The sequence below is a fragment of the Alcanivorax sp. genome, assembly GCF_017794965.1.
Taxonomy (GTDB): domain Bacteria; phylum Pseudomonadota; class Gammaproteobacteria; order Pseudomonadales; family Alcanivoracaceae; genus Alcanivorax.
Genome location: NZ_CP051240.1, coordinates 1,210,946 through 1,226,812 on the forward strand (window position 1 = coordinate 1,210,946; position 15,867 = coordinate 1,226,812).

The following is a 15,867-nucleotide window of genomic DNA, read 5'->3' on the forward strand; positions in this document are numbered from 1 at the left end:
AGATCGGCATTCGCCGATTTCCGCCCTACGGTTTTATCGCCGTGGGGCGCCGGGTTTTGTAGATACCGTCTCTCTCCATACCCTGCAAGCCGTCTCTATGCGACTTGTGGGGTATATTTCTTTTGGTGCTTGATTACCCCATAGGCGATTTGCACCAGCTTGCGCATTGCTGCCACCACAATCACTTTACCTGTCTTCCCCCTGTCTTCCATGCGCCGTCTCAGTGCCCGGATATCGGGGTTGTGGGTGCATGCTGTGACTGCTGCCATGAACAATTTTCCCCGTACGTTGGCGCGGCCACCTTTGCGGATCTTTGTCGGCTTTCTGGAGTCGCCGGATTCATTGTGCACCGGCGTAATGCCCAGGAAGGCGGCACATTGCTTGGCTGACCGGAAGTCCCGACTGTGTATTAGCGACAGCAGCTCTCGGGACATCACATCGCCTACCGCAGTGATGCTCTCCAGCAGTGAGCGGTCCTGTTTCAGTTCAGGATGGCCATCAATGTGGTCATCGATGTCCTTTTTGAGCTTGCGGATCTCCTCATTCAGTGTCGCGATCATGTCCTGTATAGAGGCAATGACTCGCTCGCTTGACTGGTTGAATTCCGCTTTCTCAAGCCGGTTTTCTTCCCGCTGACGGTCTTTCTCCAAGGCCTCCAGACGAGCACCAAGCGCTCGTAACTGCCTGATCTCTGGCGCTTCCGGCTGCCATTTATGTAGTCGCTCATGCTTCTCTTTCACGTAGAGAGCCAGGCACAGCGAGTCGAGCTTGTCTGTCTTGCTTGAGAACCCTTCACTCTTGGCGAAGTCCCTGGTGCGCGCCGGATTGGCCACATACACCTGCAACCCAGCTTCATGGAGTGCGTAGGTCAGGTTCTCGTGATAAATACAGGTGGCTTCCAGCACCACATGAATCTCGGACGGCTCAGCACCGGTCTGCTTGAGCAGCCACTGCGCAACCTCGTGCTCCTTCCCGCGCCGATTCTGGAAAACCCGTGTTTTTACCTTCCGGGGATTGGCCTGGCGCAGCCAAAGTGTATCGAGGCTCTTTTTGCTGACATCAATTCCAACGAAGTGCATCTCTCGTGTCTTCCCTTGCTTATACGGCTTCATCCCGCGGAGGGGAGAGCCCGGATACCGTTCAGATTTAAGAGAATGGGTCGGAGCCAGGATCTACGTCACAGGGTCTATGCCCTCAGGAGCTTGTCAGGCTTTAACCCGACCCGTGAGTGCTGGTAGCTAATCAGCACTCGTGGAGAGATACAAGGAGCTTGCCTGCAAGCGATCCGAGCCTCAGCGAGGTAAGGATTCCAGAAGCGAGTGACGAGTTTTGAGTTGCGAAAGGCCAAACCGGGAGGTTTATCGGGTTTTGGGGTTCAAGACTCGCTTCTCGTGACTCGTAACTGCTTTTCCCTCGCCTGGGCTCGGATCGCTTGCAGGCAGGCTCCCACAGGTGTGGGCGGCTGGCTCCTACGGCGTTGTCAGGCGCCGCATGAGTTGTCGGATCAGGCCCAGTTCACGGTCGTCGGCCAGGGGGAGCAGTTCCAGTAGCCACTGGTGCAGGTTTTCGCGCGCTTCGATGCCGTGAGCATTGAGCAGCCCTTGCAGGGCGTCGCGGGTGTGGCGGTAGGTGTCCCTGTCGCTGGCGGCGGCCGGTGCTTCAGGGCGGTGCTTGCGCAGTTCCCAGGCATACACCATCACCGCCTGGCCAAGGTTGAGAGACGGCTGGGGGTGGGCCAGGGGTATGCTGCTGCCCAGATCGCAACGGGCTACTTCTTCCCCGGTCAGCCCACTGGATTCCCGACCGAACACGATGGCGGCACGCTGCACACTGCTGGGTTTGGCCGACAGCAGGGCCGCGCACTCATCCGCATTCACATAGCGTTCTTTCTGGATCCGCTGGCGGGCGGTGCAGGCGATACTGAGGTCCACATCGGCCAGTGCCGCGTCCAGGGTATCGAACTGCCGGGCGCCGGCGAGAATGTCCTGACTGTGGTGAGCCACCCAGTTGGCGGCGGTCATGTCACCCGGTCTGACCAGTCGCAAGTCTTCGAATCCCATGGTCTTGAGTGCCCGGGCGGCGGCGCCGATGTTCTCTCCCCGGGCGGGTTCTACCAGTACAAATGCGATATCCATGGGTTGTTATGTCCGTGAGGAAAGCGGGGAAGCATTGTACCTGCTCCCGGGCCCGTGGCAGAAAATGTCCATGAATTGTCCCGGGCCGTCCTAGGGGCAAGGCGCCCACCTGATTATTATTTGTCCAGAAGCGCAATAATTTTTACAACAATAATGTCAGGGAGGGGACCCCCATGAAGAAGCTCGCAATTGCCGGTGCGCTCAGCGCCGCCGTTCTGGCCGTGCCGGCCCAGGCTTTCCAGCAGATCACCCACAAGCGAATCGCCATTGATGCGGTGAACTATATGAAGGCGAATCCGGCCACCACCGAGTACAACCGTCTAAAGGCCTGGGTGAATGCAGCCGGTTACAGCATGGATCAGTTTGCGGAAGTGATTGGGCAGGGTGCCTACGATGTGGATGATTTCCAGGATACCTATCTGTGTGGCGCCACCACCGGTGACTGTGTCTACGCCCCGGTCTTCAACGCCGGTGCCTCCCTGGTGAACTACACTTCCTACTGGCATTTCCAGAATCACACCCGTGGCTCCGATGCGCACGGTAACGATTTTGGTGGCTACAACTATGATCTGCTTACCGTGTGGGGTGACATCGATAACATCGCAGCGGCCTGGTTGTACGGCGACTATATGGATGATGGCAACGGTGGCATGACCGGCTGGTGGTGGTCCGATGACTCCGAGTACAACACCTACGGGGTGACCGAAGCCAACTATCGTCAGGGCAGTTATTCCAGCAAGTCCATGTACGATGATTTCGAGGAAATGCCCTTCCAGCCCATCGATAACCTGGGTCAATACTGGTACAGCCAGTTCCTGGCCAACCCCACCGCCCAGACCCTGGGGTTTGTCATGCACACCACGGACCTGTTGCAGCCGCACCATGTCTGGACTACCTCTGCCCTGAACCACAGTGGCTGGGAATCCTGGGTGGCGGATTACTATGACAGTGAAGACCTGAACAACCCGGTCATGGTGGACGCAGCGCTGCAGAATTACACCCCGCTGTCGGCCTCCAGCAATGACATCCGGCCGTTGCTGACCCAGGGCGGCGCCCTGGCCTACGGTAATGGCGGGATTGTGCTGTCCAGCACTGACCATAGCGACCGCTTGCAGGTGGCCCAGGTGGTCATTCCCCATGCCATCGCCATGGTGGTGCATGTGCTCAACCATGCTGCGCTGAAAGTGAATCCGTAAGCGTCACACTGGCGGCCCTGCGGGGCCGCCCGTCTACCTCAATAATCACAACAAGAGGGGGCAGTAATGAAAGTTTTCAACAAGGTTATCGCGGTGGTGTCGGTGACTGCGGCACTCTCAGTGGTGGCAATCACCGGTTGGCGGCAGTGGGGCCCGTTACCGGAATCTGTGGCTGCCCGTGTAAACGGTGAGGCCATTCCTGCCGAGACCCTGAATATTTTCGTGGCGGCCAGTCGTCGCGCCAATCCCCAGACCAGCCGTGAAGTGGTGCTCAAGGGGTTGATTGAAAATCGCCTGTTGGCAGACATGGCGAAGAGTGAGCATGGCCATGAGGGCCACGAAGAAGGTCAAGGCCGTGTGGGCTATGACGCACAAAGCCTGCAGGAGCAGCATCGTTTTCGTCTGCTACGCACCGCCTATGCCAGCCAGATCCAGGCGGCCATTCGCCAGTCCGGGATCAACGACAGTCGTGCCTGGCTGACGGCGCCGCTGGATCTGTCTGCCGAGACCCTGCAGCCCATGCTGTCGCTGCAACAGAATCTCTATACCACCATGACCGAGCAGCAACAGGCTCAGGCCGCAGCCCATGTGATTGCCCGTTACCGGTTTGTTGATGACGCGCCGGAGCAGACACTGTCGTTGTGGGATCTTTACCGCCGTCAGAATATCCAGCTCAAGGTGCAGATGCACAATCTGAATCTTGGTTTTATCCGTGAAGCCATCAAGCAGCAGCTGAACATGGAGTTCGTTTTTCACTGGTTTGAGCATGAATCCGGTGTGGCACCGGCCGCCATGGTGGCCATGGATCGCTGCATCGAAGATGCCCGTCAGCGTGAAGTCATGCTGCACGAGTACGGTCTGATGCACGACATCCACGACGACAACCCGGCGCTGAGAGCACAGGCGGAAACCGTGACGACGGAGCAGGTGGCCGAGTATTACCAGCAGCACCGTGATGAGTTTGTGCGGGTGGAAAAAGTCCGCGCCCGGCATCTGCGGGTAAACAGCCAGCAGCAAGCGGACAAGGTCGTGGCTGAAATCAAACAGGGGCTGGCATTTGCCGAGGCGGTAAGTCGTTACTCGGTGGCGGAGGATGCGGCAACGGGTGGTGAGCTGGGCTGGGTGGATCGGGACAGCCGCAATGGTGACTGGATCCGCGCGTTGGCCTTCGTACAACCACAGGGACGGGTGTCCGCATCGTTCCGGAGTCCCACCGACAGCAATGATGCCTACTGGGAAATCCTCTGGGTGGACGAAAAGGTCACCGGTTTCCAGCCGGTGGACAGTGAATCGGTGCGTTACCGGGCGGCCATGGCCATTGCCCGAGTGCAGCTGCAGGAGGCCTTCAAGGCGCGTCTGGCGGCAGCCAGTGAAGCCGCATCCCTGCGTGTGAATCCGGAGGTGTTGTAATGCGCGGGCTGTGGGTGGCCATTGTCGCCGTGGGGGTGGTTGCTGGCGGAACAGCGTGGCAGCTGAAAAATACGGTTGCCGAGCCAGCGCTCACGGACACGCCAACGCAACAGGCTGAGCCTGAAGCACCTGCTGAGCTTGCCACGGAAGCACAAACGGCGTTGCCGATGATTGAGATCATTGGCGAGCGTCATGTGTCGGCGCCAGAAGCCATGCTGGAGGCGCAGAGCCAGGATCCGGCCCGGGTGCCCGTGCCCTCTGAGGCAGTGGTAACCGCGCTGCGTGACAGTATGGAGAACGGTGACCCGCGCACGCCGCCGCTGGCGCGCAGCGAGGATCTGCGGGAGATGCCCAGCGCCAACGAGCTGGCAGATCCCGATCTCTACCAACAGTACGAGCAACGACAAAACCAGAAGGTGTACGCCTCATTCGCCTCTGCGGCCACGCAAAAGATCAGCGATCTGGAAAAAATGATTGCCCGTGCGGAAGCGGAGGGCCTGCCTTCCGAGCAGATCCAGGAAGGCCGGGAAAAACTGGAAGGTCTGCGCCATCAGCGTGATGAGATTCTTCAGGCCCACCCGGGGGTGGCGGACACGCTTCAGTCCGTTTCCGTTTCCACAGGGCAGGAGTAGCCCAGATCGAGGGCAGTGTCCTGCAGGTCGGGATCATCCGGTGACAACGCCAGCGCCTGACACAGACTTTGCCGGGCTGCGTCTTCATGGCCCAGTGCCTGTTGCGCATAGGCCAGGTTATTCCAGGCAGCAGAGAAATCCGGCTTGAGCATGACCGCCTGCTGGAAGGCGTGCAAGGCGGCCTCTCGTTGTTGCTCACCCCACAGGCTGTTGCCATAGCCGAACCATAGCTCGCCACTTTGCGGGAAAGCTTCTACGGCTACGGGCCAGTAACTTTCTCCATTGGGCGCTGCAGAGATGGCCCGGAATAATCCATGCGCGGTGGCGCTGGCGGGCAGTTCACCCGGCTGAACCAGAGTGAAGCCCCAGCGGTCTGCACGGGCCCAGGTGCGAATGAAACGATTCCAGTGACTGCGATCACTCTCGGTGGTGCCGCTGTGCAGGATAATGGTCTTGCCCGCCTTGTCGTAGCCGGTGACCACCGCAAAGTGCCATTTCGGCCAGCTTTTCAATGCCAGGTTCTGTAATACCAGCACCGGTCTGCCGGCCTGAATTTCCCTGAACAGGCTGTCCTCATCTTCCACCGGGTAAGCCAGTAATCCACGACTGCGCGCGGCGGCTTTCAACTCTATGCCCAGGCTGCCTTGCCGTTGCGGTAGCCAGACCTCGTCGACAAGGGCTTCTGCGGTGTCGGGCTTGCCCGCCCATTGCAGCATCATGGCCAACGAGGCAGGGCCGCACTGGTATTTTTCCTGTGCAACGAAGGGGACATCGAGCTGATGCTCAGGCTGCTGTTGGGCAAATTCAGGCGGGGGAAGCGTCTGGCAGGCTGCCAGCAAGAACAGCAAGGCTGCGATGACAACCGGACGTACCGGCTGCCATCGCAGGGTGGTCAGGATTCGGGTAATCACGCCGATCCGTTCGCGGCTTAAATGGCCGGGAAAATGTCGGTGGCACCCAGCAGATCCAGCACGATGAGAATCAGAAGGATCAGTACGACCGCGCCTAACACGCTTTGTCCGGCAGGCAGCTCGTCAGTCTTTTGCGCCAGTTGCTGCAGCTCCTGATGACTGAGGCGGTCCAGTCGCTGGCTTATCTGGTCCTTGTCGACGCCATATTTTTCCAGCGTTTGTGCCGCCGCTTTGTGATCCATCACCTGCATCACTTTGGCTTTCAATTCAGCACGATCCTGTTGCTGAATGACTACGTCGTTACCCACCATGGCGGCATGGGCCGCGGGTACAAAAATCAGTTGCGAGAACATCAGTACGAACGCAGTAATAAGGCCTGTCAGACGCTTGGTCATGTAAATCTCCTTGTGGGAAATGTTGGCATAACGGTAACACTTTGATGTTAATCAAGCGTAATGACGCCCGGGTTTTCGCCATCTTTTACAAGGACTTTACCGATCACCGAGGCCATCACACCGTTTTCTGACAATTTTTTCAGTGCTGGAATCAGGGTGTCTTCGGCAAGGCAGAACAACAGCCCGCCACTGGTTTGTGGATCACACAGGGCGGTCAGCAACGTATCCGATACCGTGGCGTTTCGCTGGCACTGCAGCAGACCGAGCCGATTGGCCTCGCTGAGTGTACTGGTCACCTGGTTATCGATGAGTGTGAGGGTGCCGGGCAGCAACGGGATGGCGGCGGTGTTCAGCGCCATACGCACCTGACTCTGCTGACAGATTTCCAGCAAGTGACCGATCAGGCCAAAGCCTGTGATATCGGTGCAGGCGTGGACGTTGTCATTCTGCAGGGCGTCGCGGGCAAGGGCATTGCTCTGCAACAGGGTCTCAAGGGTGGCAGACAGCCAGTCTCCCCGCAGCTGTTCGCCGTGCATCATGGCCGCCAGTTGCACGCCGCTGCCCAGAGGCTTAGTGAGCACCAGCACATCGCCGGGGCGCGCGCCTGACTTGTGCCACAGGCGCCCGGACGCGGCTGCACCGTTCACGGTGAAACCGGCGGCCATCTGTGGCCCCTCAGTGGTATGACCGCCAACCAGGGTGCAGCCCGCTCGGTTCAGCTCCCGCACGGCTCCCGCCATCAGCCGCTGCAGGTCACGGCCTTGCAGGCGAGGGTGGTGCCAGTTGAGGGTGATATTGGCCAGAGCCGAATGCGGCGTTGCATTCATGGCGTACAGGTCACTGAGGCTGTGCAGGGCGGCAATCCTGCCAAAGGTGTAGGGCTCATCAATGAAGGCCGGGAAGAAATCCAGACTCTGGACCAGACGCTGATCCTCAGGCCACTGGATCACCGCGGCATCATCGCCGGCGTCCACCCCGGCCTCGATCCCCGGATTGATCTGCGGCTGCAGAGTCGCGAGGGCATCCGACAGTGCGTCACTGCCCACCTTGGCACCACAGCCGGCACAGTGCAGGGCATCCGGGTCCATTGCCGGTGCGGGCATCTGCGGAAGCTGCCGCTGGAATTTGGCCATGAAGGCATGGTCGATGCGATCCTTCCAGCGCCACATCAGTGGGCCTGCCACGCTCAGTGCGCCGCCCCGGCTGGCAATCGCATCCTTGCCGCCCGCTGATAGCAGGGAAAGGAAGCGGTGCTGTGGCCTGTAGGGTTTGAGTGGCTGGCCCTGGAGGGCGGCCCGCAAATTGTCAGCCAGTGTGGATGCCTGGCGTACGGCATAAACGCCTGCCTTGGGCAGGGGTTGGGGAAAGGCCGCACAGTCGCCCGCGGCGAAGACGCGCGGGTGGCTCTCACTTTGCAGTGTGGCATGGACCTTCACAAAGCCCTTTTCGTCGCAGGCCAGATCACTGTGGGCGAACAGGGGAATGCCACGCACCCCGGTACACCACAGCACCTTGTCCGCAGCCAACGGATGGTCGTTGGCCCACAGTCTGCCGTCCTGGTGACGAACCCGGGTATTTTCATGCAGCTCAATACCGTATTGCTCAAGACGCTTGCGCATCTTGCGGCGCACGCTGTCGTGGTAACCGGGTAACAGCACACTGCCTGAAATCAGTGACAGGGACACCGGGTGATGGTGCTGGCGGGCATGCTCGGCAATGGCCAACACCATCTCCGTTCCACCAGCACCGGCGCCTACCACGGCCAGGGTGCCGTCCTGGTTGTCCGCCGCCCATTGTTGCCAGCGGGCATGAAATCCACTCACCGGTTTGACTGGTACCACGCACTCGGGCACGGCGTCGCCCAGCGGCGTCAGATCCGGAGTGGCACCCACATCCAGGCTGAGCCAGTCATAGTTCAGGTGGCTGCCGTCGCTCAGTGTGATCTGACGCTGGGCACTGTTAATGCTGGTCACGGCGGCTTCCACAAAACGGGTGCCGGTGGCGATACACAGCCGGTAAAGATCCACATGGGTGTCGCGCAGATCGTAATGTCCTGCCACCAGCCCGGGCAGCATGCCGGAGTAGGCACTGAGTGGATCCGGGGACACCAGGGTGACACGTACGCCTGGCAGCGGCTGCATGGCCAGCATGCGGAGGGCCAGGCAATGGCTGTGGCCGCCCCCGACGAGAACAAGATCCTGATTGGCTGAAGAGGGAATCACAGCAGTATGTCGCCTTTCAGGTAACAGCGGGCCTCGCCACTGAGGGTGACCCGGTCACCGTCCAGGGTGCAGAACAATTCTCCACCACGGGCAGACACCTGCCGTGCATGCAGCGTTGTCTTGCCCAGTTGTTCGGCCCAGTAGGGCACCAGCGTGCAGTGGGCGGAACCGGTGACCGGATCCTCGGGGACGCCCTTGGCGGGGGCGAAGAAGCGGCTGACAAAGTCGCACTCTTCTCCGGGGGCGCTAATCATTACGGCGAAGGTATCCAGCTGGGCGATGGCTTGCAGGTCCGGCTGGAACTGCCTGACCTGTTCGGCGCTGTCGAGTACCACCAGGGTGTCCCGGGCTTGCAGCGCCGTGGTGATGGAAACCCCCAGCGCCGTCTCCAGCGGTTGCAGGTCCACAATTGGCTTGCCCGGGCGGGCGGGAAAATCCAGGGTAAGCCGGGGGCCGTCACGGCTCACAAACAAGGGGCCGGAGGCGGAGTTGAATCGCACCCGCTCGCCGGGAAATCCCAGCGCATTGAAGACCACCCAGGCGGCGGCCAGGGTGGCGTGCCCGCACAGATCCACTTCTACGGTGGGGGTAAACCAGCGCAGGGCGTAACCCTGTTCATCCGGGACGATGAAGGCGGTCTCGGAGAGGTTGTTTTCCAGGGCAATGTTTTGCAGCAGACCGTCATCCAGCCAGCGATCCAGTGGCACTACCGCAGCGGGGTTGCCGCCAAACAGGGAAGAGGTAAAGGCATCGACCTGGTAAAGCTTCATGAAGATCCTTGGTTTGCATGCTGGCTGCGGGACGCCTGAGGCAGGACGCTGAATGTATAAAACTGTCTACAGGATATAGGCCCTTTGGTGATGCTCCAACCTTTGCCGTGGCGATGCCGGGTGTCAGGTATCAAGTTGCGAGCTATCAGCTATCAGCTATGAGCTACGAGGAAAGGCGCGTCGCGCCGTGAAACTGTAGGTTTTGATGTGGGAGCGTGCTTGCACGCGAATGGAGCACTCTGGAATAAAGGCTTCGCGTGCAAGCACGCTCCCACAAAAATCAAAATCACGGCGGGAAGAAACAGGAATACCTGCTTTCACTCTGTGCCCTCTGAGGTGGACGTCGTTTTGACTTTCCCGTCAGGCATTGGGCATCTGGCATCCAGCGTTCCTCAGTCTTAGCCGTTTGCGCAGCGCCCGTGACATTGCATCCACCACCAGGTTCAGTGCCACCGTGGCAAGGATCAGGATCAGGGTACGGTCAAAGCGGAATTCGGCCACGCTGGAATCGATGTAGAAGCCCAGGGTATGAATGCCCAGGATACCCAGCACGGCGGTTTCGCGCATGATCACTTCCCAGCGGTACAACAGAAAGGCCAGCAGGTTGGGACTGATGCGTGGCAGTACTTCCCAGGCATAGCGGTTGAGTCCGGTTGGGGCATCGGCTCGCAGGTGCAGGCTTTCACTGAAGCGCCCGGTCAGGTGCGCCACGATGGCGCCGGTATGCAATGCCAGCGCAAGGATGCCAGGCAGCATGGATGGACCGAGCAGAATCAGGAAAAAGAAGGCGAGAAAGAACTCCGGGGTGGTGCGCAGCACCACTAGCAGACCGTGGCCTCCCAGGCGTGAGACACGGTTGCCGAACAGGGGCGAGATCAACGGGAACAACAGCAGTGACAGCAGCGCTGTCACCAGCAGGGCGGCCATGCCCAGCACCAGGGTCTGCCATAGCCCTGGCCAAAGTTGTTGTTGCCAGAGCATGGCCAGCCACTGAAACAGGGCGGTCAGGTTCTCGCCCTGACGTAGGGGGGCGGGCACCAGATCATGGGTGACAAAGCGCACCAGGATATCCGGATTGAGATAGACCACCGGCGGTGCCCAGGCCACGGCGGCGATCAGGTAGACCGGAATGAGCGTCGGGCGCAGCCACCAGCGCAGGGTAAAGATGATCAGGAAGAACAGATACAACAGCGCGGCGCCCTGATCGTAATGCCCTTCGCGGAAGGCGGTTTCCAGATGAAACCCCAGTGTGGGCAAACCGATGAAACCAAGAATGGCGGAGGCGCGGATGGCGCATTCCAGCCGGTAGCTGCCGTAGGCCTTGAACGCCTGCCACACCAGTGGAAGGCGGGCGAAGAAGAACACGCTCAGTGCGCGGCTGCCAGCGGGCAGGGCGGCGGCCGGCGCCGGGTCGGCTTCTTCGAGAAATTCGCCAAACACCTTGGCAAAGATGCCGCTGTAGGGAATGGCGATGGCAAGTACGGCGGTAACGGTGCTGAGCCCGGTGAGCTGCAACAGCAACAACCCCCAGAACAGTTCATGCACCGCGCGCACACTGGCGGCCACTGCACGCACGGCCCGCCAGTGCCACATCACGGCCATGGCAAACCCGGCCAGGGCGCCCAGTGCCGTGCCTTGCCCGGCAAAGGCGAGGGTGTTGACGACGGCACGCCAGAGAAAATCCGTTGAGGAAAAGTCCGGGCTCAGGAAACCCTGGCTGATCCGCAACAACTCATGGCCGGGAGAAACGCGGGTGATCTCCAGGTCGGCCAGCAGCAGGGCAACCAGCCCCACAAGGGCCAGTAAACCACTGACACGGCGCCAGCCACTGGCGGTGGTATTGAGCGCTGGTGTCATTGGTAGAGAGGATCCAGATCCGCCAGGCTCAACGTGGCGCAGGGCGCATCCAGGACGATGGCGCCGTCGCGCAGCCCGATGATCCGGGTGCAGGCTTGCAGGGCCTGTTGGCGGTCATGCAGGGCAATCACCGCACTGTCATGGCGGGCCAGTGCCTGTTGCAGCAGGTTGAGCCCCTGATGTTCGTCCACACTGGAGACCGGCTCGTCGGCAAGCAGGATGCCGCGCCGGGTATGGATGGCCCGACCCAGGGCTACACGTTGGGCCTGCCCGCCGGACAGGCGGTCCACACTGGTGAACAGTTTGTCGGCCAGCCCCAGTTCGGCGGCCAGCTCGCCAATCACCTGTTTCTGCTGGCGCGAGGGCCAGACCAGATTGCGCAGGTTGCTGATGCTGTGATGGCGATCCAGGGCGCCCATGTAGATGTTGTGAAACACGCTGAGCATGGGGACCAGATCCGCATTCTGCGGGCACCAGGCCACCTGATCCGGCTTCTGCTGTCGCAGGGCGGCCAGCAGGGTGGATTTGCCTGCCCCGGAGGGGCCGAGCAGTGCCACCTTTTCGCCTGTGTTGATCTGCAGGGTCAGGTTATCGAACACGGCCTGGCCAGGATGGCCAAGCCGTGCCTGCTCAAACCGGAACACGATCAGGGCGCGTCCAGCAGTCCGATGTCCTGAGCGGTCTCTTCGATGGGAGCGTAGTCCGCGTTGCTGGCGGGGATGAACTTCTCGCGCGGGAAGGCATTGAGCAGTACCGGATCCTCGATGGCCAGCAGGGCGTCTTTCACTTTCTGGGTGAAGCCTTCACCGAATTTGTGGTCCAGGGTGCCACGAACGGTCCAGTGATAGTCCGGGTAGCCGGGGGTTTCCCAGATCACTTTGACCTTGCTGGTGTCGATCTTGCCTTCTTCCAGCTCACGCTCCCACACCTTGAAATTCACTGCGCCAGTGGCATAGGCGCCGCTCTGTACCAACGCAATGGTGCGGCTGTGGTCGCCGGAGAAACCGACTTTGTCGAACAGGGCTTCCGGTGCCTTGCCGAAGGTTTCGCGCAGATAGAATTCCGGCATCAGGCGTCCGGAGGTGCTGCCCTTGGAACCGAAGGTGAAGGAGGGTTGCTCGATAAAAGCATCGGTGAGCGTGTCGCCTGCTTCCAGCCCGGTGCTGGTGTTGGCGATGAAATAGCTCTTGAAGTTGGGATCTTCCTGCCCCTGGGCAATGGCCTGGGAACCGGGCACCAGGCGACGAGCCTGAACCCCAGAGAGGCCACCGAACCAGGCCATTTGCACATCGTCATTGCGGAACGCGGTGACGGCGGCCGCGTAGGATTTCACGGGTACGTATTTGACCGGCACACCCAGTTGTTCTTCCAGGTACAACGCCACCACGCCAAAACGTTTTTCCAGCTGGGACTCGTCCTGATCAGGAATGGCGGTGAAGGTGAATGTCCCCAGGTGGGGTTGTTCGCTACAGGCAGACAGCAGCACCGCTGCCAGCAGGGTGGCAAGAATCTTGAAACGCATTGTCAGCTCCGTTCAATAGGGAGGCATACCGGGCGGAAGACGAATGGATCCTTGACGCGGGCCCGGCCATACGCGACAGGGGGAGTATATATAACCGGGCTATTGGCGCGCTACCGGCAGGCGAAGCAGCTACTAGCTATGAGCCGCGAGCTACAAGCTACAAGCTACAAGCTACAAGGAAAGCCCCGGGGGCTCTGTCATGTTGTCGGGGATTCTGTGGGAGCGTGCTTGCACGCGAATTGAGCACTCTGAAACAAGGGCTTCGCGTGCAAGCACGCTCCCACATAAATTCATCACCACCGCGTGAGTAAGCAGGGGGTTCCTGCTTTTACTCCGCGAGCTCTGTGGTAAAAACCGGTTTTGCTTTTAGCATCAAGCGTCCAGCGTATTCACAGATTCTTATAGCGATTCATGTCCAGCACTGCGGCCTGGGTGGGTTCGTTGACTTCCATGTAGCGGGTCATGGCATGGAAGAAATCCCAGAACTGCGGGTGGGTGCGGCGGACACCGTATTGCGATACCAAGTGGGTAAAGTCCTCTTCATCTTCCACCGCATTGAGCTGCTCGATGAAATCGTTGAGGGCACCCTGCGACACATTGAACATGAAGTTGGGGTAGCTGCTAAGCACCCCGGGATAGAGTGTCAGCGTGTCCAGTTCCGGCTGGTAGCGCATATCCTCGTTGAACATGAACGCCACATTGCTGTGGGCCCGGTTGCGGAACAGGGTATAGATTTCCTGTTCGCCAGCGGGGCTTTCCACACGAATCATGGTGACTTCGGGCAGGTAATAAATGGCCTTGAAATTACCCGCGCGCCGGGAAGCCAGCTTGCTCAGGGTGATGTCCGACTGTTGTTTCCATTGCGCCACTTGCTCGCGGTGACACTCCTCGCTGTCGCAGCGGTTCAACGGGTCAGGGCGGGCATTCAGGTTGCTGAAGCGTTTGACCAGATTGGCATTGAATTCATTCACCGGGGTGCTGGTCTGGAAGGCAATCCCGGTGGGGTGGCTGGTATCAATGCTGGCGTAGCTGAGCTTCAGACGCAGTTTCCCGCCATCCTGATACCAGTGATTGAGCACGGGCTTGCGCAGCTCTGCGGGGAAATAGCGCAGGGTGTTCTGCTCGGCACCGTTGCGGATCAGATCAAAGTAGAGTCGGGTCTGGGCCTGGTGGGACACCGCGCCGAACACGTTGAAATTCACCACCAGGTTGTAATAGGTGCGTTCAAACAAGGGGTAATCCATGACCCAGGTGGTCAGGGGGTAATCCCCCAGCAGCCCTTTGCGCACAGAGGCGTTGTCGTGATTACGGAAGATGGTCAGCAGGGCGTTGGGGTTGTGGCCATCGCCATCCCACAGGCTTTCCCAGCCTGGTCCACGAGGTTCATGCTGTGCGTAGGCCTTCTGGCGCGCTTTCAGGTAATTGTTGCGCTTGTCGCTGTACTTGATCCATTCCGGGCCCAGATCCAGCAGATCGGAATCCTGGCCGGGCAGGCCAAGCAGCGGGCTCACCGTGTTGCGGTAGGTTTCGTTGGTGATGTACAGATCCTGCTCCGGATCCTGGAATACTGCCCAGAACTGGTCGCGAATCACGTCGGTGGCAACCTGGCCACGGCATACCGGGCCGCGGATAAAGGTGCGCACGAAATACTCCGCATTATCCAGCATGAATTGATAGCGGGCCCGGGCGGGAATCGGTTCGAACGTCAGGAAAGGGTTGGCACGATCTTCATAGTCATAGCCGGGCAGGGTTTCTACCTGCCAGTCGCCAGCGAAGAACTGCTTGCGGGTGCGAGCCAGTTTTTCCGGGTTGAGAGAAAAGGTGATATGAGTCTTGTGCACCAGGGTGCCCTTGATCGGTGACAGCCGATACCAGAATGAGCTGGGCGGTGCGTCATTGGGGCGCACGGTGGCCACTGGCACAATGGGTTCGCCGGGAGGGGTGCTGGAGCGTACCAGTTCGAAGAAGTGGTCCGGCGCGTCGCCGTCTTCCTCACCAAAGTAGAGATGGGCCAGGAACAGGTGTTCGTAGATCCAGCGAGCAACCAGGGTTTCGCGCTTGCCTTCCGCATTGAGCATCGCCTCCCAGGCCTGGATCTGTTCCTTCTCCGTCGCAGACAGGGTCAGCGTTTCGGGCTCGCGGGGGGCACCGTCGTGCATCCACTGCTCCAGGGTGGAGAATTCCTCGTCGGTGAGGCCGGTCACTGCCAGGGGCATGCCTTCCTTGGGGTAATCATCCGCGTAGTCATCGAATTGTTCCGGGTTGGGGCAGACATTTTGTCGGCTGATACCCAGTTGAATGTGGTCGGGAAGTTTCTCGTTGCTGGCAAAGTCGTGACTGTGTCCCAGCTCCAGCATTCGGTAAAGCAGGGAGCCACGCATGCCCCAGGCACTGTCCACCACAGAATAAAACCCCTTGTCGCGCCAGGCCGAGGTGGTCAAGGCATCAACGCCAAGGCGGGTGGGTTCAGCATCATTTTTTCGGGCGCCATCGTAGACGGGCTTTTTGCTGGCACCACGGTCCAGTCCATCCACGTTCTCCAGCTTCAGCTGGCAGGGGGCGTCATAACAGCCGTGGCAGGCCAGGCACTTCTGGTCGAAGATCGGGCGGATGTCTTTCTGGTAGCTGGGTGTGGCTGCCATTGCTGATGTGGACACCGTCAATGACACTGCCATGACAGTAAACAGTTTCTGTACCAGACGCATTCGCTATCTCTCCCTGATCTCAAGACTGAGTTGAGTCTACCTACGGTGAAGAGGCCAAGCTACGCCAATTGTAGATTTTACGCTGGATGCCCCACGCCTGATGCCTGACGCT

13 protein-coding genes are annotated in these 15,867 nt (G+C 59.8%); 3 read left to right on the plus strand and 10 right to left on the minus strand.

Annotation, left to right across the window (positions count from 1 at the left end):
- Window positions 1-95: 95 nt before the first annotated feature.
- Both HF945_RS05440 and HF945_RS05445 read right to left on the minus strand, forming a co-directional pair.
- On the minus strand, window positions 96-1,079 hold the full coding sequence (locus HF945_RS05440; protein ID WP_290522779.1) for an IS110 family transposase: 984 nt from the start codon (window positions 1,077-1,079) through the stop codon (window positions 96-98).
- A 390-nt stretch (window positions 1,080-1,469) separates the two neighbouring features.
- Window positions 1,470-2,135, minus strand: coding sequence for a tRNA/rRNA methyltransferase (locus HF945_RS05445; protein ID WP_290524732.1), 666 nt, complete (start codon window positions 2,133-2,135; stop codon window positions 1,470-1,472).
- A 173-nt stretch (window positions 2,136-2,308) separates the two neighbouring features.
- Here HF945_RS05445 and HF945_RS05450 point away from each other — a divergent pair, with 173 nt between their 5' ends.
- The 3 genes from HF945_RS05450 (at window position 2,309) to HF945_RS05460 (ending at window position 5,373) form a co-directional block, all read left to right on the plus strand.
- On the plus strand, window positions 2,309-3,331 hold the full coding sequence (locus HF945_RS05450) for a phospholipase (protein WP_290524733.1): 1,023 nt from the start codon (window positions 2,309-2,311) through the stop codon (window positions 3,329-3,331).
- A gap of 66 nt (window positions 3,332-3,397) precedes the next feature.
- Window positions 3,398-4,741: a peptidylprolyl isomerase gene (locus HF945_RS05455; RefSeq protein WP_290524734.1), complete on the plus strand. Its 1,344-nt coding sequence runs from the start codon at window positions 3,398-3,400 to the stop codon at window positions 4,739-4,741.
- Window positions 4,741-5,373, plus strand: coding sequence for a hypothetical protein (locus tag HF945_RS05460; protein WP_290524735.1), 633 nt, complete (start codon window positions 4,741-4,743; stop codon window positions 5,371-5,373). Before HF945_RS05455 ends, HF945_RS05460 begins: the two co-directional genes overlap by 1 nt.
- Here the strand turns inward: HF945_RS05460 and HF945_RS05465 are convergent.
- The 8 genes from HF945_RS05465 to HF945_RS05500 all read right to left on the minus strand — a co-directional run bounded on the left by HF945_RS05465 (window position 5,340) and on the right by HF945_RS05500 (window position 15,755).
- Window positions 5,340-6,284, minus strand: a complete 945-nt coding sequence (locus HF945_RS05465) for a PA2778 family cysteine peptidase (RefSeq protein WP_290524736.1) — start codon at window positions 6,282-6,284, stop codon at window positions 5,340-5,342. The two genes, HF945_RS05460 and HF945_RS05465, sit on opposite strands and share 34 nt — an antisense overlap.
- A gap of 17 nt (window positions 6,285-6,301) precedes the next feature.
- Window positions 6,302-6,679 (minus strand): PA2779 family protein, encoded by a 378-nt coding sequence (locus HF945_RS05470; protein WP_290524737.1) that lies wholly within the window; start codon window positions 6,677-6,679, stop codon window positions 6,302-6,304.
- A gap of 47 nt (window positions 6,680-6,726) precedes the next feature.
- The gene (gene selD / locus HF945_RS05475; RefSeq protein ID WP_290524738.1) at window positions 6,727-8,901 is read right to left on the minus strand and encodes a selenide, water dikinase SelD; all 2,175 of its coding nucleotides are present in this window, start codon (window positions 8,899-8,901) and stop codon (window positions 6,727-6,729) included.
- The gene (locus tag HF945_RS05480) at window positions 8,898-9,671 is read right to left on the minus strand and encodes a PhzF family phenazine biosynthesis protein (protein ID WP_290524739.1); all 774 of its coding nucleotides are present in this window, start codon (window positions 9,669-9,671) and stop codon (window positions 8,898-8,900) included. The genes selD and HF945_RS05480 overlap by 4 nt, the downstream gene beginning before the upstream one ends.
- 360 nt (window positions 9,672-10,031) lie before the next feature.
- Window positions 10,032-11,528, minus strand: coding sequence for an ABC transporter permease subunit (locus tag HF945_RS05485; RefSeq protein WP_290524740.1), 1,497 nt, complete (start codon window positions 11,526-11,528; stop codon window positions 10,032-10,034).
- On the minus strand, window positions 11,525-12,172 hold the full coding sequence (locus HF945_RS05490) for an ATP-binding cassette domain-containing protein (RefSeq protein WP_290524741.1): 648 nt from the start codon (window positions 12,170-12,172) through the stop codon (window positions 11,525-11,527). Before HF945_RS05490 ends, HF945_RS05485 begins: the two co-directional genes overlap by 4 nt.
- Window positions 12,173-12,174: 2 nt before the next feature.
- Window positions 12,175-13,050, minus strand: a complete 876-nt coding sequence (locus tag HF945_RS05495) for a putative selenate ABC transporter substrate-binding protein (protein WP_290524742.1) — start codon at window positions 13,048-13,050, stop codon at window positions 12,175-12,177.
- Between the two features lie 389 nt (window positions 13,051-13,439).
- Complete coding sequence (locus HF945_RS05500; RefSeq protein ID WP_290524743.1) at window positions 13,440-15,755, minus strand: fatty acid cis/trans isomerase; 2,316 nt, start codon at window positions 15,753-15,755, stop codon at window positions 13,440-13,442.
- Between the last annotated feature and the right edge of the window lie 112 nt (window positions 15,756-15,867).

Excerpts from the sequence above, each read along its gene's own strand:
- HF945_RS05440 (WP_290522779.1), bottom strand. The coding sequence starts at position 1,079 with ATGCACTTCGTTGGAATTGATGTCAGCAAAAAGAGCCTCGATACACTT.
- HF945_RS05445 (WP_290524732.1), bottom strand. The coding sequence starts at position 2,135 with ATGGATATCGCATTTGTACTGGTAGAACCCGCCCGGGGAGAGAACATC.
- HF945_RS05450 (WP_290524733.1), top strand. The coding sequence starts at position 2,309 with ATGAAGAAGCTCGCAATTGCCGGTGCGCTCAGCGCCGCCGTTCTGGCC.
- HF945_RS05455 (WP_290524734.1), top strand. The coding sequence starts at position 3,398 with ATGAAAGTTTTCAACAAGGTTATCGCGGTGGTGTCGGTGACTGCGGCA.
- HF945_RS05460 (WP_290524735.1), top strand. The coding sequence starts at position 4,741 with ATGCGCGGGCTGTGGGTGGCCATTGTCGCCGTGGGGGTGGTTGCTGGC.
- HF945_RS05470 (WP_290524737.1), bottom strand. The coding sequence starts at position 6,679 with ATGACCAAGCGTCTGACAGGCCTTATTACTGCGTTCGTACTGATGTTC.
- HF945_RS05480 (WP_290524739.1), bottom strand. The coding sequence starts at position 9,671 with ATGAAGCTTTACCAGGTCGATGCCTTTACCTCTTCCCTGTTTGGCGGC.
- HF945_RS05485 (WP_290524740.1), bottom strand. The coding sequence starts at position 11,528 with ATGACACCAGCGCTCAATACCACCGCCAGTGGCTGGCGCCGTGTCAGT.
- HF945_RS05495 (WP_290524742.1), bottom strand. The coding sequence starts at position 13,050 with ATGCGTTTCAAGATTCTTGCCACCCTGCTGGCAGCGGTGCTGCTGTCT.
- HF945_RS05500 (WP_290524743.1), bottom strand. The coding sequence starts at position 15,755 with ATGCGTCTGGTACAGAAACTGTTTACTGTCATGGCAGTGTCATTGACG.